This window comes from uncultured Shewanella sp., assembly GCF_947501665.1.
Taxonomy (GTDB): domain Bacteria; phylum Pseudomonadota; class Gammaproteobacteria; order Enterobacterales; family Shewanellaceae; genus Shewanella.
This window is the reverse complement of record NZ_CANMWS010000038.1, coordinates 1-23,249: the sequence shown is the minus strand read 5'-3', so window position 1 is coordinate 23,249 and position 23,249 is coordinate 1. Positions and strand designations below refer to the sequence as shown.

The 23,249-nt window shown below is 41.6% G+C and carries 19 protein-coding genes and 1 pseudogene; 6 read left to right on the top strand and 14 right to left on the bottom strand.

Going from position 1 to position 23,249, the window contains the following annotated elements; all coding sequences use genetic code 11:
- Positions 1-3: 3 nt before the first annotated feature.
- From Q0976_RS21915 to leuA, 9 genes and pseudogenes are all read right to left on the bottom strand, one after another.
- Positions 4-1,737 (bottom strand): penicillin-binding transpeptidase domain-containing protein, encoded by a 1,734-nt coding sequence (locus tag Q0976_RS21915; protein ID WP_299496527.1) that lies wholly within the window; start codon positions 1,735-1,737, stop codon positions 4-6.
- Entirely contained in the window at positions 1,734-2,048 is a 315-nt protein-coding gene (ftsL, locus tag Q0976_RS21910) for a cell division protein FtsL (RefSeq protein ID WP_299496524.1), read from the bottom strand. Before ftsL ends, Q0976_RS21915 begins: the two co-directional genes overlap by 4 nt.
- 43 nt (positions 2,049-2,091) lie before the next feature.
- Positions 2,092-3,033, bottom strand: coding sequence for a 16S rRNA (cytosine(1402)-N(4))-methyltransferase RsmH (rsmH, locus tag Q0976_RS21905; protein WP_299496522.1), 942 nt, complete (start codon positions 3,031-3,033; stop codon positions 2,092-2,094).
- A gap of 27 nt (positions 3,034-3,060) precedes the next feature.
- Positions 3,061-3,519: a division/cell wall cluster transcriptional repressor MraZ gene (gene mraZ, locus Q0976_RS21900; RefSeq protein WP_299496520.1), complete on the bottom strand. Its 459-nt coding sequence runs from the start codon at positions 3,517-3,519 to the stop codon at positions 3,061-3,063.
- A gap of 484 nt (positions 3,520-4,003) precedes the next feature.
- Positions 4,004-5,344: pseudogene (locus Q0976_RS21895) on the bottom strand (outer membrane protein transport protein).
- A gap of 608 nt (positions 5,345-5,952) precedes the next feature.
- Positions 5,953-6,567 (bottom strand): 3-isopropylmalate dehydratase small subunit, encoded by a 615-nt coding sequence (gene leuD / locus Q0976_RS21890; RefSeq protein ID WP_299496518.1) that lies wholly within the window; start codon positions 6,565-6,567, stop codon positions 5,953-5,955.
- Positions 6,568-6,577: 10 nt separating this feature from the next.
- Entirely contained in the window at positions 6,578-7,978 is a 1,401-nt protein-coding gene (leuC, locus tag Q0976_RS21885) for a 3-isopropylmalate dehydratase large subunit (protein ID WP_299496516.1), read from the bottom strand.
- Positions 7,978-9,072, bottom strand: coding sequence for a 3-isopropylmalate dehydrogenase (gene leuB, locus Q0976_RS21880; RefSeq protein WP_299496514.1), 1,095 nt, complete (start codon positions 9,070-9,072; stop codon positions 7,978-7,980). Before leuB ends, leuC begins: the two co-directional genes overlap by 1 nt.
- A 71-nt stretch (positions 9,073-9,143) precedes the next feature.
- The gene (gene leuA, locus Q0976_RS21875; protein ID WP_299496512.1) at positions 9,144-10,712 is read right to left on the bottom strand and encodes a 2-isopropylmalate synthase; all 1,569 of its coding nucleotides are present in this window, start codon (positions 10,710-10,712) and stop codon (positions 9,144-9,146) included.
- Positions 10,713-11,305: 593 nt separating this feature from the next.
- Between leuA and Q0976_RS21870 the strand changes: the two genes are divergently transcribed.
- A complete protein-coding gene (locus Q0976_RS21870; RefSeq protein WP_299496509.1) occupies positions 11,306-13,102 on the top strand; it encodes a histidine kinase in 1,797 nt (598 codons plus the stop codon).
- Between the two features lie 43 nt (positions 13,103-13,145).
- Here the strand turns inward: Q0976_RS21870 and recQ are convergent, their stop codons facing one another.
- The gene (gene recQ / locus Q0976_RS21865; RefSeq protein ID WP_299496506.1) at positions 13,146-14,969 is read right to left on the bottom strand and encodes a DNA helicase RecQ; all 1,824 of its coding nucleotides are present in this window, start codon (positions 14,967-14,969) and stop codon (positions 13,146-13,148) included.
- A 201-nt stretch (positions 14,970-15,170) separates the two neighbouring features.
- Here recQ and Q0976_RS21860 point away from each other — a divergent pair, with 201 nt between their 5' ends.
- Positions 15,171-15,635, top strand: coding sequence for a thioesterase family protein (locus Q0976_RS21860; protein ID WP_299496504.1), 465 nt, complete (start codon positions 15,171-15,173; stop codon positions 15,633-15,635).
- 138 nt (positions 15,636-15,773) lie between these two features.
- Entirely contained in the window at positions 15,774-16,661 is an 888-nt protein-coding gene (rarD, locus tag Q0976_RS21855) for an EamA family transporter RarD (protein ID WP_299496501.1), read from the top strand.
- 53 nt (positions 16,662-16,714) lie between these two features.
- On the opposite strand, the gene argA is transcribed toward rarD, so the two are convergent.
- The 4 genes from argA to radC all read right to left on the bottom strand — a co-directional run bounded on the left by argA (position 16,715) and on the right by radC (position 19,600).
- Positions 16,715-18,034, bottom strand: a complete 1,320-nt coding sequence (gene argA / locus Q0976_RS21850) for an amino-acid N-acetyltransferase (RefSeq protein WP_299496498.1) — start codon at positions 18,032-18,034, stop codon at positions 16,715-16,717.
- Positions 18,035-18,382: 348 nt separating this feature from the next.
- A complete protein-coding gene (gene rpmG, locus Q0976_RS21845) occupies positions 18,383-18,556 on the bottom strand; it encodes a 50S ribosomal protein L33 (protein WP_011494790.1) in 174 nt (57 codons plus the stop codon).
- 6 nt (positions 18,557-18,562) lie between these two features.
- Positions 18,563-18,799 (bottom strand): 50S ribosomal protein L28, encoded by a 237-nt coding sequence (gene rpmB, locus Q0976_RS21840; RefSeq protein WP_298771253.1) that lies wholly within the window; start codon positions 18,797-18,799, stop codon positions 18,563-18,565.
- Between the two features lie 123 nt (positions 18,800-18,922).
- Positions 18,923-19,600, bottom strand: a complete 678-nt coding sequence (gene radC / locus Q0976_RS21835; RefSeq protein WP_299496494.1) for a DNA repair protein RadC — start codon at positions 19,598-19,600, stop codon at positions 18,923-18,925.
- Between the two features lie 148 nt (positions 19,601-19,748).
- Here radC and coaBC point away from each other — a divergent pair, with 148 nt between their 5' ends.
- From coaBC to Q0976_RS21820, 3 genes are all read left to right on the top strand, one after another.
- Entirely contained in the window at positions 19,749-20,951 is a 1,203-nt protein-coding gene (coaBC, locus tag Q0976_RS21830; RefSeq protein ID WP_299496491.1) for a bifunctional phosphopantothenoylcysteine decarboxylase/phosphopantothenate--cysteine ligase CoaBC, read from the top strand.
- Between the two features lie 149 nt (positions 20,952-21,100).
- Entirely contained in the window at positions 21,101-21,694 is a 594-nt protein-coding gene (slmA, locus tag Q0976_RS21825) for a nucleoid occlusion factor SlmA (protein WP_299496488.1), read from the top strand.
- Between the two features lie 95 nt (positions 21,695-21,789).
- Positions 21,790-23,249, top strand: a 1,460-nt coding sequence (locus Q0976_RS21820; protein WP_299496486.1) for a prolyl oligopeptidase family serine peptidase, incomplete at its 3' end; no start/stop codon positions are given.

Below are 23,249 nucleotides of genomic sequence, written 5' to 3'. Positions count from 1 at the left end.
TTATTAATTTGTCCTAGCTAAAGTTGCAATTTTCACTTTATCTTTTGATGTAACAGGCTCAACATTTAACATTTGTAAAGAGCCTGACATTACTTTGGCAAAAGGCGGCCCTGCAATATCACCGCCGTAATAACGATCGCCCTTTGGTTCATTAATCATCACAGCAATGGCAAGCCTAGGGTTATTAACCGGTGCAACCCCAGCAAAAGAAGCGACATAATCATCACCATAACCTCCAGCGACCGCTTTACGGCTGGTTCCCGTTTTACCTGCAACGGGGTATCCCTCAATATGGGCTCTTACGGCGGTACCTTCTGCTTGTGTCACGCCTTGTAGCATATTCATCACTTTCCTAGCGACATCTGCCGATAAGACTTGAGTCCCTTGCGGTTTTTTCTTTAATTTCACTATCGATGTGGGGTATAAAACGCCTTCACTGCCTAAGGTCGCGTACATTCTCGCGAGCTGGAGTGCAGTAATCGTCAAACCATAGCCAAAAGATAAGGTTGCCCGTTCAAAATCAGACCACCTATGACTGTCCCTCACCACACCAGTACTTTCACCAATCAAATCAATACCACTGTAAGTCCCTAATCCCAGCGCGGCATAAGTCCCCAACAATTGCTCTATCGGCATAGATAAAGCTACCTTAGAAATACCAACGTTACTTGAATGAACTAAGATATCGGTAAGTGAGATATCACCGTAATTCCTACCATCTCTAACACGCCTTCCACCAAGACGCATCCAGCCCGGTGAAGTATCAATTAATTGATTTTCTTTAATTGTGCCGGCTTCTAATGCCGCCGCCATAACAAAAGGCTTAATCACAGAGCCTGGCTCAAAGGTATCGGTCAACGCTCTGTTACGCATGCGAAATGCTTGTAATTTATCACTTGAATTAGGGTTATAAGACGGCGTATTCGCCATCGCCAGAACTTCACCCGTTCGAATATCTATCACCACGATAGAACCTGAAGTTGCACGATTAATTTCAGTGGCTTTTTTCAATTCTCGATAAGCTAACTGCTGCAAACGTTGATCGATACTCAGTACTAAATCATTTGAGTTTTCGCCTTCTTGCACCATATCAAGGCGTTCAACAACATTCCCATCGCGAGATTTACGCACTTTTTGTTTACTTGGTGTCCCCGTTAGCCAAGTATCATAGGTTTTTTCAATGCCTTCGATACCAAGGCCATCGATATTAGTAATGCCAATTAATTGAGAATCAATTTCGCCTGCGGGGTAATAACGACGTGATTCTGATTTTAAATAAACACCGGGGAGGTTTAACTGCTTGATATAATCAGCAACTGCGGGAGTCACTTGCCTCTTCAAATAGGCAAAGCGTTTTTTGGGATGATTCTGTACACGAGAAAGAATTTTACTTAACGGTTCATGTAATACATCGGCTAATGCTTGCCAACGACGCATATCCTTAAACCCATCACGATCATAAACACGCTTAGGATCCACCCATACGGCTCGAACAGGAACGCTGACTGCTAACATTTCGCCATTACGATCGGTTATCAGTCCCCGCTGAACTTCTCGACTGGTGGTGCGTAACGTCCGCATATCACTTTCATAGCGAAGTTTATCAGGTTCAATGATTTGAATGTAAGCTGCGCGACCCACCAAACTGATAAATAACAGACTCACAAAAACGACAACGACGTATAAACGCCAGTGGATCAGTTGTGGTTTTTGAACTCGCTTTGCTTGTTTATTCATTTCACCCTCACAACCACCTCTTCATTGGGTAATGGACGCTTCATATTCAGATCTTTAGTCGCAATGCGGGTAATTTTGCTATGCTCCGACTGTGACTGTTCTTCTAGTAATAAATTACGCCATTCTATATCTAGCCTATCTCTCTCTTGCAACATTTGATCCCACTGATTGGTATAGCTACGGCTCATGTAACTGGTATATACCACTGCAATAGCATTAAACATCACCAAAGTCGCTAACAATAAAACCCATTTGTACCGCCAAAGATCTTGCAAGATAATACGCGTTAAATCTGACCGTGATTGTGCCACCTTTTATCTCCTTGCATTCTCTTAAAGCACAAATAATAGTAAGCTAACTTAATAATCGTTCGGCAATTCTTAATACTGAGCTTCGCGCCCTCGTGTTTCTCTCTATTTCTTCATTCGATGGCTTTATCGCCTTTCCAATAGGCTTTAATTTACGGGTTTTATTGATTTCATCTTCTGTTATTGGCAATCCATGTGGGACACTTTCCCCTTGACTATGACGACGAATAAAACGTTTCACCATTCTGTCTTCTAAGGAATGAAAACTGATCACCGAAATGCGTCCCTTAGGCGCCAAAACAGCCAGTGCCCCTTCTAACGCTTGGTCAATTTGTTCCAATTCGCTATTGATATAAATTCTAATGGCTTGAAATACTCGAGTCGCTGGGTGTTTATTTCGCTCTTTGCTTTTACTTACTCGAGCAATTAAATCTGCCAATTCTTTTGTTCTTAAAAAAGGGGTTTTCTCTCGATCTGCTGCAATACATCGTGCAATATGGCGTGAATTTTTCTCTTCGCCATAGGTTTTAAATACCCAAGCCATATCCTCAATGTCAGCGCGAGCAATCCACTGTGCCGCTGTTTCGCCCTGAGAGTTATCCATTCTCATATCAAGAGGACCGTCCCTTAAAAAACTAAACCCACGTTCGGCATCATCCAGTTGAGGCGAAGACACACCAAAATCTAGTAGCACACCATCAATTTTGTGCGTCAATCCTAATTCATTAACATAACTGGCTAACTGACCAAAACCGCCATGCACAATTTGAAAACGAGGATCATCTTTAAATTGTTCAGCCGCTTTAATCGCTTGAGGATCCCTATCAATCGCAATTAGTCGCCCCTTAGGACCTAATTGTTTTAGCACTTCTCGAGAATGACCACCTCGGCCAAAAGTACCATCAATATAGACACCTTCGGCGTGTATATTTAATCCTGCAACCGTTTCAGTTAATAAAACGGATAAGTGTGAAAATGCTTCGTTCATTGTGCTCTTCTTCGGTTAATCTCACTATTAAAGAGAGAAATCAGCTAAACCTGGGTTTGCTGCTAAGTCTTCATTTTGAATCGCATCAAGACTGGAAGCGATTTCTTGCTCCCAAGTCACTTCATTCCACAATTCAAATTTATTTAATTGTCCCACTAACATGGCGCGCTTTTCTAAAGCAGCATATTGTCTTAAGGGAGGAGGTAATAATAATCGACCATTAGCATCAAGCTCACATTCATGGGCATAGCCCAAAAGTAAGCGCTTGATTGCTCTTTGTGGAGGCTGAGTGTCGGATAGCACCTGCAATTTTGCTTCTATTTTACGCCATTCTTGCTTGGGGTAAACTAATAAACAAGGCGACTGTATATCGACGGTAATCACTAATTCATTACTATGTTCCACATGCAAGGGCTCTCGGTATCGCTTTGGTATCGCGATCCGACCTTTCACATCAAGGTTAATAGCACTTGCTCCACAAAACACTAAATTCTTCCCTGTTTATTTATATAAGCCAATAAAGCCCACTTATATCCACAATTACCCACTAGACATAAGTTTAGGGATAGAATACAAGTCTTGTCAAGGGATCCAGTAATTTAACAAATCCAGTAACCAAGCGGGTTAGCAAGGAATTTACTCTGTGTGAATAAAATGGGAAGAAGGGGATTTTTGTGGAGATTAACCCCTAAAAACTAACAAAAACAGAAGGAAGTAAGCATTATATACTTATTGATAGTGCATAAAAGTGGAGTAATAATACCTTAGAGGGGGGTGTTTAGTCCCTAAAATGATTTTCAATTGTGGCCCTTTTGATTATTAATAACAAACAATCAAAGTCAATCGGTTTATTTTTCCATATTACCATCATATTAATGCACTAATACAAAAGTCCAGCGTGCTCATCGCCCAATGACTCGAAATGACAATACACTTTCATGAAGCTGTACTGTCATGACATAGATTATCCCTACAACTTATAACTTACCTGTAATCCCACTAACCACACATGACCACTGGCTTCAGCTTGATAATTAATTTGCGCTAAATCCAATAGTGTCATTTTCTCATTAATTGGGGCATCACCTATCGCTTTAATATAGGTTACAGCAAAATCAATCGCGAGTTTAGACGTCACTTGATATTCAGTACCGGTACTAAACCATAATCGATTCGAATCAGGGATCGTCGCCGTTCGATATTCATCATCCGCAGCCGTTTTATCCAGCGCTATTCCCGTACGTAAAGACCAAACATCATTGAATTGATAGGTACTTCCCAGAGCAAAACGCCAATTATCTTTAAAATTTTCTTCTTTCACTAAATCAGCTTCTAACTCGCCTACAGGCTTCACTTCATTGGGAAAGTAAGCAACTAATTCATCAAACACCTTCCATTGTGTCCAATTGATACTGGCCTGCAATGCCCAATTTTCACTTACCTGATGATTCGATGCCAACTCGGCTGTTGCAGGCAATTCTAATAGCAGATATCCTTCAATATTAACCTGTTGTCCACCTGTATAGCTTATTCCTGATGCATTACCTTCCAGTTTAAGATCCACACCACTGTGGTATGCTAACCCCAAACGATGATCTGTATTAAGCTGCCAACTGGCCCCGACTTTCCATCCATAGCCAATATCATCACCTTCCATTCCCTTTAATTCTCTGCCAGAAGCAGGTAATTAATGACTCATACTGGCAGGCAAAGGCAATGCCCCGAGCCAAGAGGGAGTCGATGCACTGATTTTTCCTTCACCATAAACAAGACGTAAGCCAGCTCCGACACTAAAAGTATCATTCACTTTGTAAGCGAGATTAGGATTCAACTCGACAGTTGTAATCGATGTTTCACTGCCAAAAATAGCCGCATTATGATCAACTGATATTTGTGTTTTTAACCCGTAATTAGAATTAATCGCCAGTCCCAATGTCCAATGTTCATTCAATTGACTCGATAAGTAAAAATTAGGTACCACAGCATTATCGGCGACATCAATGGCATCGGCATGAAATTGATAATCTGTTATTCCTAATGTGGGCGCAGATATAGATACATCCCCTTTAACATCCACATCAGGCATCACATAAATTGCCCCAAAAGAGATTTGAGTTCCTTTTAACATGCTCATCATCGCAGGATTTCTCCCCTGCGCTGATGCATTATTGGCCGTCACCGCCTCTCCAGCAAATGCCCGTGATAATCCTGTTGCAGAGTATTCTGCGAGTTGAAATCCTGCTGCATTGACTTGCGTAACAACTCCTGCCATAGCAGCACTCACTGCCACAGTTAACATACGCTTCTTCATTGTGATTCTCTACTGTAACGATACCGTTAACAAAAGTTGTAGAGCTAAAGCTCCATTTTATTGAGGAGCCGCAGTGTACTTATCACAAAAGACTTTACAAGCCATTCAATGAAAACAGAGTAAATAACTATAAAATTAACTTGTTACAGATAATAAATGTAGAATATATTTTTATCTCTACTGTGTTTGGCATAAAAAACAACCCATCTATTATATAGAATGAGATAATCAACTCCTGTCAAAAAGCAAAATTGATTGGTTATTCAATAAAATAAAAACACTGAAAAACAACACAAACGTAAATTTAGTATTACAAACCTTTCCAGCATAAATCACTACCAACACAGTAAATGTTAAGTTTTATCTAAGAGTATTAAATTTAATTTATATATAACAGTGTGTTACACTGGGTGTTTTTTAAGCGAGGAGAAAGAAAGGGCTCACTGGGTGAGCGACGTATTCAGGTAAATAAATGATGTCACAGGTGTACGCTAAACATTATCATTGAAACTCATATTTATTCTGAGCTCCGCCCAAATGAAGACAACTTAACATGACTACTGATATCAGCAGCCATGCTAAAACTGAGAGAAATCAACAGACCCTAGTTAACTGACTTTATGTAGCCAATCAGGCAATTTATCTTCATGGGCTTCGATATGCTCAAGTTCAGATAACGTCAACCCAATTGAATCTAAACCATTAAGTAAATTGTGACGAGAAGCGCTATTAATTTCAAAACTAAAAACAGCCCCTTTAGGTGAGGTTACCGTCAACTGCTCTAAATCAACTGACACATCCCCACCTTCAACCTCTTCTATTTCATCCATTAACTGCTGTACTTGCGCCGCAGTTAACTTAACCGGTAATAATCCATTATTGATGGAATTACCATAAAAAATATCAGCAAAACTTGGGGCGATAATCACTTTAAGACCAAAATCTGCCAATGCCCAAGGCGCATGCTCACGACTTGAACCACAACCAAAATTCTCCTGAGCCACAAGGACCGAAGCCCCATGGTAACGAGGATGATTTAACGTAAAGTCGGGATCATGTTCTTCACCAGCATCATCTAAATAACGCCAATCATGAAATAAATGAACACCAAATCCCTCTCTAGTGACTTTAGATAAAAACTGTTTTGGAATAATTTGATCTGTATCGATATTCGCACTATCGATCATGACGGCTAAGCCGGTATGTACTGTAAAAGGCTCCATGGTTTTCCCCTTAAAATGGATAGCGAATATCAACAAAATGCCCAGCTACCGCTGCAGCAGATGCCATAGCAGGACTGACTAAATGTGTACGGCTGCCTCGCCCTTGACGACCTTCGAAATTACGGTTACTCGTCGAAGCGCAGCGATCACCAACTTCTAATCTATCATCGTTCATTGCAAGGCACATAGAGCACCCAGGTAAACGCCATTCAAAACCGGCGTCAATAAAGATTTTATCTAAACCTTCCTTTTCTGCTTGCTCTTTTACCAATCCAGAACCCGGTACCACGATTGCCGTCACACCATCAGCCACTTTACGTCCTTTAGCATGGACTGCTGCAGCCCGTAAATCTTCTATACGAGAATTCGTGCAAGAACCAATAAAGACTTTATTAATGCTCACATCCGTCATGTTTGTTCCTGCCTTAAGATCAATATAATTTAAGGCTTTTTCAATACTGTCTCTCACCGTTGGGTTGGGCTCATCTTCAGGTGCAGGAACAGGTTTATCAATCGCCACTACTTGGCCAGGATTGGTTCCCCAAGTTAACTGTGGTGCTATTTCTGTCGCATCTAGGAGCACTTCAGCATCAAAAACGGCATCATCATCAGTTTTAAGCTCTTTCCAGTGACTAATGGCCTCTTCCCAAGCTTCACCTTTAGGGGCAAACTCACGTCCTTTTAGATAAGCAAAAGTCGTGTCATCCGGTGCAATCATACCGGCTTTAGCCCCCATTTCGATAGCCATATTACACACAGTCATACGCCCTTCCATAGAGAGCGCTTGAATCGCTTCACCACAAAATTCAACCACATGACCCGTACCGCCATCCATGCCTGTTTTACCGATAATCGCCAACACAATATCTTTTGCTGTGATCCCTTCCGCCACTTGACCACGAACTTCGATTTTCATGGTTTTAGCTTTCGTTTGACGTAACGTTTGTGTGGCCATGACATGCTCAACTTCTGAGGTGCCAATACCAAATGCTAGTGCACCAAACGCGCCATGCGTTGCGGTATGTGAATCACCGCAAACAATCACTGTACCTGGCACAGTAATGCCTAACTCTGGCCCCATCACATGTACAATACCTTGATTTTTGTGTGTAATATCATATAGTTTTACACCAAACTCTTCACAGTTTTCCTTAAGCGTATCCACTTGAATACGCGCCATTGGACTTAAGGCATCTAAGCTTGCACTGCGAGTCGACGTATTGTGATCCATAGTAGCAAAGGTTTTTTCCGGTGCTCTGAGTTGACGACCCGCCGTTCGCAAACCACTAAATGCCTGTGGTGAAGTCACTTCGTGAACTAAATGTCGCCCCACATAGAGAATGGGAGTTTGCCCCTCAACCTCTCTGACCACATGGCTATCCCATACTTTTTCATATAGTGTCTTACCCATTACGCACCTTCCTTTACAGCTTGAGCAATATAATCGCCCATTTCACTTGTCGATTTAGCTTGATCCCGCAGATCGCTAGCCAATAGCTCACCAGTTAAATAACCATTACGTAAAGCTTTTGAAACGGCGACTTCAATCGCAGCGGCTGCAGCTTCCTCTTTTAAACTGTGACGCAGTAGCAAAGCTGCGGATAAGATTTGCGCAACAGGGTTCGCAATACCAAGGCCTGCAATATCTGGGGCACTACCGCCTGCGGGTTCATATAAGCCAAAGCCTTCACTGTTCATGCTCACCGATGACAGTAACCCCATCGAACCCGTTAACATTGCCACTTCATCAGAAATAATATCGCCAAATAAGTTTGAACAAAGCATGACATCAAATTCATTGGGTCGACGTAAAAGCTGCATTGTCGCATTATCAATATAGATATGCTCCAGCTCAACATCAGGGTATTGTGTCGCCACCTCTTCAACAACTTCACGCCACAAAACCGAACAAGCCAATACGTTTGCCTTGTCAACTGATGTCACTTTTTTGCGGCGCCCTTGGGCGGCTTCAAAAGCAATATGCGCAATACGCTCAATCTCCTTACGGCTATAGCGCATGGTATCAAATGCTTCTTCATTCTCACCTTCACCTTGACGCCCTTTCGGTTTACCAAAGTAAATACCGCCTGTGAGTTCGCGTACACAAAGCACGTCAAAGCCTTTCTCTGAAATATCGTTACGCAGCGGTGACATATGCTCTAGGCCCTGATGTAACTTCGCAGGACGAATATTACAAAACAGCTCAAAATGTCCACGCAGTGGTAATAATGCGCCTCGCTCAGGCTGAGAATTAGGGGGTAAATGCTCCCATTTTGGGCCACCTACAGAGCCGAATAAAATCGCATCAGCAGCCTCACAACCTTTTAATGTTGCCTCTGGAAGTGGACAACCATGATTATCAATTGCAGCCCCTCCAACATCAAAAGATGTATATTCAATTGCAAGCGAGAAACGCTCTTCCACGGCACTGAGCACCTTACGTGCTTCAGCCATCACTTCTGGACCTATACCATCTCCTGCCAACACTGCTACTCGATAACTCATACGCTTTCTCGGCTCCACTTACTCTATTTTAGGGTCTTTGTCTGTCGTACTCTATTAACAACATGCTTCATTTATACTGTGGTAAAATCACGACTCTGCTGTCTTTTTTGTTTATTATCAGCCACTTTATCGGCTCTGCGCGCTAGGTTCATCACATGGATCAGCGCTTGTACCGATGCTTCAACCACATCCGTTGCCAATCCAACACCATGAAACCGTTGCTCATTGTAGCTTGCGGTGATATCGACTTGGCCTAGGGCATTTTGTCCCTCACCTTTCGCGCTCAATTGATAACTGGTAATATCAATTTTACAATCACTGGCTTGAGAAATAGCTTGATAAGCCGCATCTACAGGGCCATTTCCCGTTGCCGTTTGTGTTTTTTCCTGCCCATCAACATTTAATGTCACCGTCGCACTTGCCTTTCCAGCAACCGAATCTGACTGCACTGCCAATGCTTGCAAGTTAAAGTAATCATCTTGTTCTGATTGCGCTTCAATAAACACCAATGCTTCAAGATCATAATCAAACACTTGGCCTTTTTTATCGGCTAAATCAAGAAATGCATCATAAAGTACATCCAGATCATAATCTTGATCCGTATAACCCATTTCCATCATACGATGCTTAATAACATGCCTACCTGAACGTGATGTCATATTCAAATTATTGCGATTTAAACCAATACTTTCAGGTGTCATAATTTCATAGGTATTTTGCGATTTCAGCATACCATCTTGATGGATCCCCGATGAATGCGTAAAGGCATTCGATCCCACAATCGCTTTATTAGCTTGCACTGGCATGTTACATAAATTGCTCACCAATGCTGAAGTACGATGAATTTCTTTCGCGTTGATCCCTGTCTCAAGACCAAGCTCACTCTTACGCGTCTCCAAGATCATGGCAATTTCTTCTAGAGAACAATTACCCGCCCGCTCACCAATACCGTTGATAGTACATTCAATTTGACGTGCGCCATGCTGCACTGCCGTAATCGAATTAGCCACAGATAAACCTAAATCATCATGACAATGAACCGAGATCACCGCTTGATCGATATTAGGCACACGATTAAACAATGTTTGAATAATACTGCCAAATTCACTGGGTAAAGTGTAACCAACTGTATCAGGAATATTAATGGTTCGCGCTCCCGCTTTAATCGCTTCTTCAACCATTCTGCACAAGTGATCAATTGGCGTGCGGCCCGCATCTTCACAAGAAAACTCAACATCGTCAGTAAACCGACGTGCATACTTCACCGCGCCAACAGCCATCTCTAACACTTGATCAAAAGAGCGTTTTAGCTTGCTTTCAACATGAATGGTTGAGGTTGAAATAAAGGTATGGATCCTAAACTGTTCTGCCACCGATAATGCTTGTGCCGCCGCATCAATGTCTTTTTCTAGCGCACGGGATAATGCACACACTCGACTATTTTTCACTGTTTGCGCAATCGTTTGTACCGACTGAAAATCCCCCGGCGAGGAAACCGGAAAACCCACTTCCATCACATCTACGCCTAGACGCTCAAGTGCTAACGCAATTTGCAGCTTCTCTTTTACTGTTAAACTTGCCGCTAAAGCTTGTTCACCATCACGCAATGTGGTGTCAAATATCATCACTTGGTTAGACATTTTCATTTCTCCATCGAAAACTTAATTCGATTTATCGGCCACTCAATCAATTGAGCACGTTTAAATAGCAAAAACCCCGCGACTAAGAGCGCGGGGTTTGTGAATGTTGGGTATGCTATCTAGCATTGATGCAACACTAACGCCTCCGCGCAATAACTGCGAGAATGAGGAGGAGGTTAAGGAGTGCATTACGCTGGTTCATCATTATTTATTCAAAAATCCTAGATAACTATATTTAAAACGAGACACTATTAAAGGCGAAATTTATCGCTACAACTAGTTTTTAACCCGTCCACGCTCTGGTGTCAACTGCATTTTTTTCCATAGCCACCAGGTCGTACCAGAATAAAAACTCTCATAAAATAACGTTAAAACATACACTCACATTAATTAACATCGTTCACATTTTAATCTAATTTAATTTAAGCTTATTCAACTAAAAACCCTTCATTTTGAATTACCTTATTTTTTATGCGTTTTTTATGCAAAAGTCAGTATAATTCGCAGCAAATAGCGATAAATAGTATTAAATAAGTGCGGGCATAATAAAAATGGACTTTCGTTACATTTTGTTCAGTCTCATATGTTGGTTAATGCCCATAGAGATCAATAGTGAAGAAATCAACTCTACTCGAAATAGTGCCTTATCTTCAGAACCCGATCGTATCATTCATACCATCAATACCTTCTTGTATAATAAACCTGAAGAGCCACTCAACCGCTTTAATACCTTGCTATATCAATATCCCAATCAAGTCTTAGCAACTGTCGAACACTTAGAAAAAAAATTAAGCCAAAATAGTCTCTCCGATAATGTTCAATTGCGGATCAATTTGCTTAAATGCAATGCATACTTACAAGTCGGGGAAAATGAAGCCGCATTAAACTTAGCCAAATTAAGCGATACCAAAATTAAAAGCCTTAAACATGAGCAAGCAAAACCTTATTTTATGCTATGCATGGCTGAAGCCTATGCCAACCTCAATAACATTCAGCTAGCCTTACCCTTATTGTATTCGGCCATCACTTTAGCTCAACAAGATGAGCAACCCCAAGCACTCATCAGCGGTCTATGGTTGCGAAGTCGGCTTGATTCTCGTATTGAGAATTTCGATCCCGCAAAGGATGATTTAACACTTGCATTAGATCTTTACTCAGAAATAGAACAGCAACACAATCCATGGAGTTGGCCACCCAAAGCCTATTTATATGCCAGTATGGCTAAATTACATCAAAAAACAGGCCAGACAGAAAAAGCAGAAGCCTTCATGCTTCAAGCGCTTAATAGCCCACATGTCACCGGAAAAATAGCCCTTAATTTAGCCTTAGACATGGCTAAAATTACACTTGAAAATAAACAGGAAAAGAAACAAAGAAGTGCATTAAAACAAGCAAGGCTATTATTACCAGAGCTGGGTAGTGAATTAGAACTTGCTTATGCCTATAGCCAGATAGCGTATATTGATTTTCACACTCGCCGTTTTGACAGTGCCACTCAACTGCTCAATTTGAGTATTAAAACCTTTACTAAACGACATAAAACCATTGAAAACATGCGAGCTAAGTGTTTGCTAGCTCAAGTAAAACTCACACGAGGGATTAAAAGCGAAGGCATCAAATTGATGTTAGAGACCATTAATATGGGAATTCAACATCAATTTTACCAAGATCTCGAGCAGGCCTACCGCGTTCTGAGTCAATATTATGCAGAAAACGGCCAGTTCGAACGCGCTTTTTACTATCAAGAACAACGCTTTGAGACACAAAAAAATGAAAATGACTATATTAAACGTATTTGGTTATTACAACTCAAAACAGATGTCAGCCGACAAGAAGCACTAAATGCCAGTAAGACACCACAACCCATAAAATACCTAAAAACGTCTTTCATCTTGCCTCAATCGGGCTATATCATCACTGTCATTCTTTTATTGATACTGCTTCCGATAATAATCTATAAATACTTTTCAAAAACATCTTATATTGCACCCAATATTCAGACTCCAGAAAAATCCCTAACGGCATTATCCGTCATGGAACAAATATTAAGTCTTAGTAAACAAGATAATACACCTTTATCCTTGCTATTATTTAACCCCAGTCATATTCACAAACAACAAGCACCTAATCTAACAACCATATTAAAACAACTCTTAAGAGAACAAGATAAAGTCATTCAACACAATCATCACCAATTACTGATTATGTTACCTCATACTTCAGAAAAAGGAGCACTCAATGTGATCCAGCAATTAACCGATCTTCTCAGCCCTTGGCAAGAAAATCACAAAGTGCATATCGGTCTCAGTACTATGCAACAATTTGATAATTTGGAGTCGATGATAAAACGCGCCAGTATTAATTTACTGAGTAAAATCAAATCTAATTGATGTCCAAGGGGCTATAGAACTCATCATCAAAGCTCAATCGCCCTTACGATTGGGTCAAATACTGAGTAATTTCATCTAAAAACTCTCCCCCAAAGCGCTCTAGTTTGCGCTCCCCCACGCCATTAACAGCCAACAATTCACCAGGACTGGTGGGCAAAATAGCCGCCATTTCCGCCAAGGTTGCATCATTGAATACCAAGTACGGAGGTACATCCAGTTCTTCAGCCAATGAGCGGCGCAGTAATTTTAACTTAGCAAAAAGTTTACGATCATAATCCAGGCGAGTTTTACTCCCTGTACTTCGCCGTCTCGTCGTAGGTAACACCATTCTTGGCTCAGCCAATTGTAATGAAATGTCTCCTTTTAATACGGCTCTCGCAGATGGATTTAAGATCACTGACGACCCTCGAGTAATATCTTGACTGGCGAGTCCTAGATGGATCAATTGACGCGTTACACTCAGCCAATATTCATGACTATTATCTTTACCCACTCCCCAAGTGGATAATTTGTTGTGGCCTCTATCGAGCACATTGGCTGCTTTTGAGCCACGTAAAACATCAATCAGATGATTCACTCCAAAGCCTTGCTTTAAACGGTAAATACATGACAATACTTTTTGCGCATCTTCTATGCCATCGTAACGTTTTGGCGGATCGAGACAAATATCACAGTTCCCACAAGGTTTAAGCGCACTTTCATCAAAATAATGCAGTAACACTTGCCTGCGGCAGGTTTGCGCTTCAGCAAAAGCGGCCATGGTATTCAGTTTATGAAATTCCACTTGCTGTTGCGGCCCCGGCTCTGATTGCTCAATTAAATGCCGAACGCGCCCAATATCATTAGGATCAAACAAAAGTAACGCTTCAGAATCTAGGCCATCTCGTCCTGCTCGTCCTGTTTCTTGATAATAGGCTTCAACGCTTTTAGGAATATCATAATGCACCACATAACGGACATTTGACTTATTAATGCCCATACCAAAAGCCACCGTTGCCACCACAATATCCAACTGATCTTTCAGAAATTTATCTTGAACCTCGGCTCTTTCTTCTTGGGTTTTACCAGCATGGTAAGCTTCGGCTTTAAAGCCTTGCAAGGTTAATCGCTCCGCCACTTCATCGACTCGCCTTCGACTACTGCAATACACAATCCCGCTGTTACCGTTTTGCTGTTCAATAAACTGCCTCAATTGATTCGCAGCACTGAGTTTTTCCGCCACGGTATATCGAATGTTAGGCCTATCAAAACTGGTTAACAGTGAATACGGCGTGATTGTTAATCGCTGACAAATATCATGACGTGTCGCCTGATCCGCTGTTGCCGTCAATGCCATAATAGGAACATGAGCAAAATGCTCACGCAATTTCCCTAATGCTGCATATTCTGGTCTAAAGTCGTGTCCCCACTGAGAAATACAGTGAGCCTCATCAATAGCAAATAATGAAATAGAAAGTGATTTCAAGCGCTCTATAAACTGCCCTTGCAGTAATCGCTCCGGTGATACATAAAGTAGCTTCAATTCTCCATTGTGCATTTGCTGCAGTACTTTTGCACTTTCTTCCCAAGGTAGAGAAGAGTTCAAATAAGCCGCGGCCACTCCCATTTGTGTAAGGCTATCAACTTGATCTTTCATTAAAGAAATTAAGGGGGACACCACTAATGTCAATCCAGGCAAAAGTAAAGCCGGTAGCTGATAGCATAAACTTTTCCCTCCCCCCGTTGGCATGATCACTAAGCAATCTTGGCCGCTACAGATCTGCTCTACGACATCTCGCTGCCCCTCTCTAAAGGCACGATAACCAAAAACGGATTGAAGACAAGATAAAAATTCATCTTGGGGAGTATCGAGAAGTGCTTGTTCCATGTTCTGCCAACGTCAAAAAATGAACTGCTCATTCTAATAGAGGCGTCCGCTCTTGTCTCTGCTTCAGTTTAAAATTAACCGGAAAAATGACATTTATCATTTTACGTTTACGTCAGAAAGAGAAAATAAGTAGACTTTTTACTCTAATTTAGTCATTTTAATGATAATTAGCCAAACTGAATATGTCCCCTAAGGACAACTATGCACTCAAACATCAAAATGGAAACATTACGTCAATTAGCTGAAGTTGTTGATACTCACATCCCTTTTCATAATTTATTAGGAATGCGAGTCTCGAAATACGACTTAGACGGCCTAGAAATGACCGTCAACATGCGCACCGAGCTCGTCGGTAATATTCACCAAAATATTCTTCATGGCGGTGTCGCGGCAGCCGTTTTGGATGTGGTGGGAGGGTTTACTGCGTTTGCAGGCTTAATCGATAGCCGTGATAATTGGAGCATTGATGAACTCAAAGACAGGGTCAAAACCCTCAGTACTATCGATTTACGCATTGACTATTTGCGCCCCGGTCGAGGAGAAATATTCACGGGGACAGGCAGTGTCATCAGAGCGGGCAACCGTGTCTCTGTGTGTCGCATGGAGTTGCATAACGAAAAAGGCGATCATATTGCTTTTGGCACAGGAACTTATATGGTGGGCTAAGCATCATGTGCATTATGCATGGCCCCATGTTTCATCACATTCATCAAAAAGATCGCAAAGATAAAATCAGTAAATGATTGAGTCAACAAGAATAGAGGCATACAATCTGCGTTTCTATTCTCTTTTTGGTTAAATCATATGCATGATACTGAATACCGCAAAGGCATTTTCTATGCCATTGTGGCCTATACGTTGTGGGGAATTGCACCCCTGTATTTTAAATTACTCAGTGATGTGCCTGCCACCGAAATTCTGCTGCATCGGGTCATATGGTCATTTATTTTTGTCACGTTATTAATCAGTTTCTCTGGCAACTTTTCTCGGTTACGTGCTGTTTTAAAAAAGCCCAAGCAGCTGGGGATCTTATGCGCCACTTCAATCTTAATTGCCGCCAATTGGCTAGTGTTCATCTGGGCTGTTAATAATGATCACATGCTCGATGCCAGTTTAGGCTACTTCATTAATCCCTTGGTCAATGTGTTATTAGGCATGTTATTTCTTGGAGAACGATTACGAAAACTGCAATGGCTAGCCTTGTTATTTGCAGCCACAGGGGTATTACTACAACTGATTTCATTTGGCTCAATCCCAACAATTTCATTAGTCTTAGCCCTCACCTTTGCTTTTTATGGTTTGCTGCGCAAAAAAGTCAATGTTGACGCGCAAACTGGGTTATTGATTGAAACGGCGATCCTCGCCCCAATTGCCCTGTTTTATTTATTGCAAAATATCGATGGTTCACTCATCCATTTCATCGAGAGTGATGTCTCTCGTCAATTCCTGCTGATGAGTGCAGGCATTATCACCACAGTGCCCTTACTGTGCTTTGCCGCTTCAGCTGTTAGGATCCCTTTATCTTTATTAGGCTTTTTCCAGTATATCGGTCCTAGCATCATGTTTATTATGGCCATAAGCTTATTTAACGAACCTTTTCATTTAGAAGACGCCACGACCTTTGGCTTTATTTGGGCAGGATTAATCTTATTCACCTTAGATATTTTTTATAAGCGAAAAAAGTCACATTAACCCATTAAAAAGGCCGCAATACGCGGCCTTTAGTGGAAAATGGAAACAAAGGGTTATAATTCCAACAGCAAAATTTTAGATTTACGTTGATAATTATAAAGTTGTTTCTTTTTCTCTGGTAATTCATTCACTTCAACTATCTGAAAACCGTGCTCTAAAAACCAGTGAATACTGCGCGTTGTCAGCGCAAAAAGCCTTGAATAGCCTCTCACCCTCGCCTGACCAATAATGTTATTTAATAATAAACTGCCTCTATCGGCATCACGGTATTCAGGATGCACCACTAAACAAGCAAACTCCCCTGCATTATCTTCTTCAAAGGGATAAAATGCTGCACAGCCTATCACTAAACTGTCTCGCTCAATCAGCATGAATTGCTCAATTTCCATTTCAAGCTGTTCACGTGAACGTCTCACTAAAATACCTTGCTCTTCAAGGGGACGGATCAGATCTAGAATACCGCCGATATCTCGAATCGATGCTCGACGTAAACGTTCGGCACTTTCAGTGACAATTTGCGTCCCAACACCATCACGTGAAAACATTTCTTGTAATAGCGCACCATTATCGAGGTAACTAATAAAATGACATCGCGCCACACCATTACGGCACGCATCAATACTGGCTTGTAAGAATTTCCTTGTGCCAATGCCCATGCCACTGTCATCATCAGCATTGACTAACAGGGTATGAACATCGGTCGGCATCAATTCTGCAAGGACTTCTCCTTGTTCATTTAAAATGCCTTTTTCACCGCTAAAACCTATCATTTTATCCGCTTTTAATTTCACCGCTATTTGTGTCGCCACTTCTTCAGCTGTTAAATTAAAGCTTTCCCCTGTCACAGAAGCCGCAATCGGCCCTAATAACACTATGCCATTATGCTCAAGTTGGCGCGCTAACCCTTGCGTGTCTATGCGCCTCACTTTACCGCTTAAGCAGAAATCGACCCCATCATCGATACCCAACGGCTGGGAAATCACAAAATTTCCGCTCACAACGTTAATTTGTGCTCCTTGTAGAGGAGTATTACTTAAACTCATGGATAAACGTGCGGTAATGTCTAATTGTAATCCCCCCACCACTTGTTTAATCACTTTCAATGAGGCTTCATCCGTGATCCTGACTCCACGATGATACAAAGGCTTAATGTCATGAGTTGATAGCGCCTCATCGATTTGAGGCCGCGCACCATGCACCAGTACAATTTTAATCCCCAAACTATGCAATAAAGCAACATCATTGATAATAGAGTGGAACTGTGTTTGTGCTAAAGCTTCCCCTCCTAACATCACCACGAAAGTTTTCCCCCTATGTGCATTCACATAAGAAGCTGATTGACGAAACCCGTTCACTAATTCTGTGGTACGCACGCTAATATTTCACCTTTAAATATCTATTGCCTGATAATATTCTCAAGAGCATGTTCATTTTTAGACACTCAAATTCACTCAATATAATGAGAAGTAAATGTAATGAAAAGTATAAGACAAACTTTGTCATTCATATGCTCTTCAAAGCATAATATTGCATTTTAATTCATTTAAAAAGCATTTATTTTCACTTTCTCGCAATTAATATCAGCCATCGACATAAAACCTTATAGCGAGATCTATAATTAAAAAAATGAATAATACTGAGAAAATAATGAGGTTAGAAGATTTGAGGCAAAAAAAAAAGCCCCTTAACAAGGAGCTTTTTTCAAAACTAGATTCAAATAATTATTTGATTTTAGCTTCTTTATACATAACGTGCTGACGAATAACTGGATCAAATTTCTTGATTTCCATTTTTTCAGGCATATTACGCTTATTCTTTTCAGTCGTGTAGAAATGACCTGTTTTAGCGCTAGAAACTAGCTTGATCTTCTCACGATTACCTTTAGATTTAGCCATCGTTTATTACACCTTTTCGCCGCGGGCACGAAGTTCTGCAACAACAGTTTCGATGCCTTTTTTATCAATGATACGAATACCTTTAGTTGATACACGTAGCTGTACGAAGCGTTTTTCATCTTCTAACCAGAAACGGTGGTTCTGTAGGTTAGGTAAAAAACGACGACGAGTCGCGTTTTTCGCGTGCGAACGGTTGTTACCAACCATAGGTCGCTTGCCAGTTACTTGGCATACTCTTGACATGTCAATCTTCTCCAAAAACAGTTTTAACGCTCAAGCATTAATGTACCCCGTAAGGCCGTCGCCCGAGGCACACAAAGAGGGCGCATTTTATACAGGATCTTAAATCAAAGATCAAGGAATAGATCAATCTATCCATCCCCGTTCAGCGAAAGAAACACAGTGGTTATCACCAATAACTATATGATCTAATAAAGAAACATCGATAGTTAATAGGGCGTGTTTTAATCGCTCAGTTATTCGCCGATCTGCTTGACTTGGCTCAGCAATCCCAGAAGGATGGTTGTGGCACACAATCACGGCAGCGGCTTTCTTTTCAAGCACTAGGCTAACCACTTCTCGTGGATAGACAGACGCAGAATCTATGGTGCCACGGAATAACTCAACAAACTGAATCACTCTGTGCTGATTATCTAGCAATAAAACGCCAAAGACCTCATAGGCACGATCTGCTAATTGTCTCATTAAATAGTCTCGAGTTAAATCAGGATTTGATAAAATTTTCCCTCTTTTTAGATTTTCTTTAGAAATACGACGACTTAATTCCATAGCAGCCTGCAATTGAGCATATTTTACAGGCCCCATTCCCTTTAATTCACACATCTGTTGTTCTGAAGCAGAAAATAATGCACGTAAACTTCCAAAGTGAGACAAGACTTCGCGACTCAAAGACACTGCACTTTGTCCTTTTAGTCCCACTCTAAGCAAAACCGCCAATAATTCAGCATCAGATAAACTGCTCGCTCCTTTTAGAAGAAGTTTGTCTCTGGGCCCCTCACCCACAGGCCAATCCGATATTCCCATTCATCACTCCATTGGTTAGCCGTCTCTCCTCTCTTTAGTATGGCTGCTCGGCTAAAAATGCTCCAAAATGAAATCGATTATCCTCCCAATAGACTTTTTATGTTATCTTATCGGGTTAAGAAATTTAGTGAATGCTTGGCGATAGATCATGAGTCTGACAAATAAAAATATCCTTTTAGGCATTGGCGGAGGAATTGCCGCTTATAAATCCGCTGAATTAGTACGTCGATTAAAAGAGGACGGGGCCAATGTAAGAATTGTAATGAGCCAAGGCGCTCAGGCGTTTATTACTCCTCTCACATTACAAGCTTTATCAGGACACCCTGTGGCAACCGATTTGCTCGATCCGGCTGCTGAAGCCGCCATGGGACACATAGAACTCGCACGCTGGGCTGACTTAGTGATTATCGCCCCAGCTACCGCCAATTTGCTCGCGCGTATTAATGCGGGCATGGCAGATGAACTGATCACCACCAGCTGTTTAGCGACTAATGCCCCCGTGGTAGTATGCCCAGCCATGAATCAGCAAATGTATCAAAACCAAGCAACACAGGATAATTTACAACAATTACAACGCAAAGGGATCACTATCTGGGGACCAGACAGTGGCAGTCAAGCTTGTGGAGAAATCGGGCCCGGTCGCCTGCTAGAAGCCAATGATATTACTCAGCGAGCCAGTGATTTTTTCGCCCCTAAATTGCTTGACAATATTAACCTCTTGCTTACCGCAGGGCCCACTAGAGAAGCCATTGATCCCGTACGCTATATTTCTAATCACAGCTCAGGAAAAATGGGTTTTGCCCTTGCCAAAGCCGCACGTCACCTTGGGGCTAATGTCACTTTAGTGTCAGGACCGGTTAATCTCAGTACGCCACAAGGCATCACACGTATCGATGTCAATAGTGCAGCAGATATGCAAGCTGCTGTCATGCAGCATATCAATGAACAAGACATTTTTATTGGTTGCGCTGCTGTCGCTGATTACCGTGTCACACACGTTGCCAATGACAAAATTAAAAAAACGTCAGATTCTAATACCATGACCCTCGATTTAATCAAAAACCCCGATATTCTCGCTGCGGTAGCTCAACTGAAAAATAAACCTTTTACGGTGGGGTTCGCAGCCGAAACGCAAGATGTGATCCATTACGCTAAAGACAAACTTATCCGTAAAAAACTCGATATGATTGCAGCAAATGATGTGTCCCAAGCCGAACTAGGGTTTAATGCCGACAGCAATGCACTCAATGTACTTTGGAGTGATGGTCAGCAAAATCTTCCCGCTACAGACAAATACACGCTTGCCAAGCAGCTATTATCGCTTATCGCAAAAAGAAGGCTCAATGAATAAACGTCGAATGACTTAACCATTCTCCCTATTTTAAACATTATTTAAAGAGCTGCGATGAGGCCAATCTTAGGCCTGCAGAACTAGCGATATAATCACGACTATATCCGCTCTAATTCGTGCTCAGTTGTAATCGAGTAAAGGATATTTACATGGCTGTCAGTCCAAAAATAAACCGTCGCGAACACATATTGCAATCATTAGCGACCATGTTAGAAACCCGTCCAGGGCAACGCATTACCACAGCAAAATTAGCCGCTGAAGTGGGCGTATCCGAAGCGGCACTTTATCGACATTTCCCCAGTAAAGCACGTATGTTTGAAGGGTTAATCGAATTTATTGAAGAGTCATTACTGTCACGCATTAATCTCATCATGGAAGAAGAGAAAGATACCATGAAACGCTGCCAGCAATTATTGCAATTATTACTGGTCTTTGCGGAGCGTAACCCGGGGATCTCCAGAGTGCTCAATGGCGATGCACTATTAGGTGAAAATGAGCGCCTTAGAAGCCGAATCAGCCAACTGTTTGCCAAAATAGAAACCCATTTAAAGCAAATTTTACGGGAAAAATCGTTACGAGAAGCCTCCGGCTTCACCTTAGACGAATCCGTATTAGCTAACTTACTCCTCGCCATAGCCGAAGGTCGAATTGCCCAATTTGTTCGTAGTGAGTTTAAAATAAAACCCACTCATAATTTTACTGAGCAGTGGCACTTTATTCAGCAACAACTGCTGCGAAGTTAATGAGGATTTAAAGTAAACATATTCATCCGTATTCGATTGAATCAATATACAGAACTTACATACAAACTCACCAATACTGAAGACAAGGAAGTTGCATGAACCTACTTAAAACGTTCAGTTTTATGACGCTACTCTTATGCGTGACAGCAATTGCTGATCCCGCAGTCGATAGTACACCAATTGATCCTGCCAATCTTTTTAGCCTCTCGAGTGAATATAGCCAAGTTAAAATTTCCCCCAAAGGCGACTACATCAGCGCCATTAAAGTGTTTGAAGGGAAAAAATTACTCGTCACGCTTGACGCAAAAACAAAAAAACTCCTGCATGCAGTCCATTTTCCAGATAATGCCCAAGTCGGGGATTACGCTTGGGCTAATCACGAACGTTTAGTATTACAAAAAGAATACCTTAAAGGCTGGAGTGATACCCCTGAATATCACGGCGAACTCTACGCGGTGAACGCCGATGGAAAAAAAGCGCTCTACCTCTTTGGCTACCAAAGTAACGAAATGCAAACAGGCTCACACATTAAGAAACAAACCCCAATCCGCGCCACTGCATCCATTCTTGATCCTCTGCCTAATGATAATCGCTATATGCTTGTCTCGGCCATTCCTTGGTCTGGCTCCACAGGAAGAACATTAAATACCGAAACCAATAAAATCGTTTATAGTGTCGATATTTACAAAGGATTACGTAAAAAAATCGCACGCTCCCCTATCAATAACGCTCACTTTTTAACGGATAATGAGGGTCAGATTCGCTTCGTCACAGGCACGAAAAACTATATTGATTCCACTCTTTTTTATCGACAAGAGGGTAAGTGGATAGATACCAAACAGTTTAATTTTGGTTTACATGACTTAAAACCCGTCGCCTTTGGTGATAATAACAATCAAGTCTATGTCCTTGGACGAGAGACGGGTCAAACCCGCGGTATTTATCAGCTTAATGTGAAAACCGGTGATAAACAAAAAATCAGTCAAGATACCACGGTCGATCCCACTAACGTGTGGATCAATAATATCAATAAAAAACTCTACGCCGTAGAATATGAAAATGGTTACCCAGAGTATGAATTTGTCGATAAAAATGACATTTACGCCAAATACACCAAACAGCTATTAGCCTCGTTACCCGGCCACCAAATTCGCCTCGTCAGCCAAACCAGTGATAGTCATCTATTAATTATTGACGCGTTCAATGATAGAAATCCCGGTGATTATTATTTATTTGATACCGAAGCCGTCAAACTGGAATACTTATTCTCAAAAAAACCTTGGCTCGATCCTGAGCAAATGGCTGACGTTAAACCCATTAGCTTCACCGCCCGCGATGGAAAAACCATTCACGGTTTTTTAACCTTACCTTTCGGCGTGGATGCTAAAAGCTTACCCCTTGTGGTTAACCCTCATGGCGGCCCTCACGGCCCGAGAGATTGGTGGCGGTTTGACCCACAAAATCAACTCTTCGCTCAACAAGGTATCGCAGTATTACAAGTGAACTTTCGCGGCTCTGGTGGCTACGGCAGCGCTTTTGAAGCATTAGGCCATCA

Excerpts from the sequence above, each read along its gene's own strand:
- Q0976_RS21915 (WP_299496527.1), bottom strand. The coding sequence starts at position 1,737 with ATGAATAAACAAGCAAAGCGAGTTCAAAAACCACAACTGATCCACTGG.
- rsmH (WP_299496522.1), bottom strand. The coding sequence starts at position 3,033 with ATGAACGAAGCATTTTCACACTTATCCGTTTTATTAACTGAAACGGTT.
- leuD (WP_299496518.1), bottom strand. The coding sequence starts at position 6,567 with ATGGAGCCTTTTACAGTACATACCGGCTTAGCCGTCATGATCGATAGT.
- leuC (WP_299496516.1), bottom strand. The coding sequence starts at position 7,978 with ATGGGTAAGACACTATATGAAAAAGTATGGGATAGCCATGTGGTCAGA.
- leuB (WP_299496514.1), bottom strand. The coding sequence starts at position 9,072 with ATGAGTTATCGAGTAGCAGTGTTGGCAGGAGATGGTATAGGTCCAGAA.
- leuA (WP_299496512.1), bottom strand. The coding sequence starts at position 10,712 with ATGTCTAACCAAGTGATGATATTTGACACCACATTGCGTGATGGTGAA.
- Q0976_RS21870 (WP_299496509.1), top strand. The coding sequence starts at position 11,306 with ATGCCCATAGAGATCAATAGTGAAGAAATCAACTCTACTCGAAATAGT.
- recQ (WP_299496506.1), bottom strand. The coding sequence starts at position 14,969 with ATGGAACAAGCACTTCTCGATACTCCCCAAGATGAATTTTTATCTTGT.
- Q0976_RS21860 (WP_299496504.1), top strand. The coding sequence starts at position 15,171 with ATGCACTCAAACATCAAAATGGAAACATTACGTCAATTAGCTGAAGTT.
- rarD (WP_299496501.1), top strand. The coding sequence starts at position 15,774 with ATGCATGATACTGAATACCGCAAAGGCATTTTCTATGCCATTGTGGCC.
- rpmG (WP_011494790.1), bottom strand. The coding sequence starts at position 18,556 with ATGGCTAAATCTAAAGGTAATCGTGAGAAGATCAAGCTAGTTTCTAGC.
- rpmB (WP_298771253.1), bottom strand. The coding sequence starts at position 18,799 with ATGTCAAGAGTATGCCAAGTAACTGGCAAGCGACCTATGGTTGGTAAC.
- radC (WP_299496494.1), bottom strand. The coding sequence starts at position 19,600 with ATGGGAATATCGGATTGGCCTGTGGGTGAGGGGCCCAGAGACAAACTT.
- coaBC (WP_299496491.1), top strand. The coding sequence starts at position 19,749 with ATGAGTCTGACAAATAAAAATATCCTTTTAGGCATTGGCGGAGGAATT.
- slmA (WP_299496488.1), top strand. The coding sequence starts at position 21,101 with ATGGCTGTCAGTCCAAAAATAAACCGTCGCGAACACATATTGCAATCA.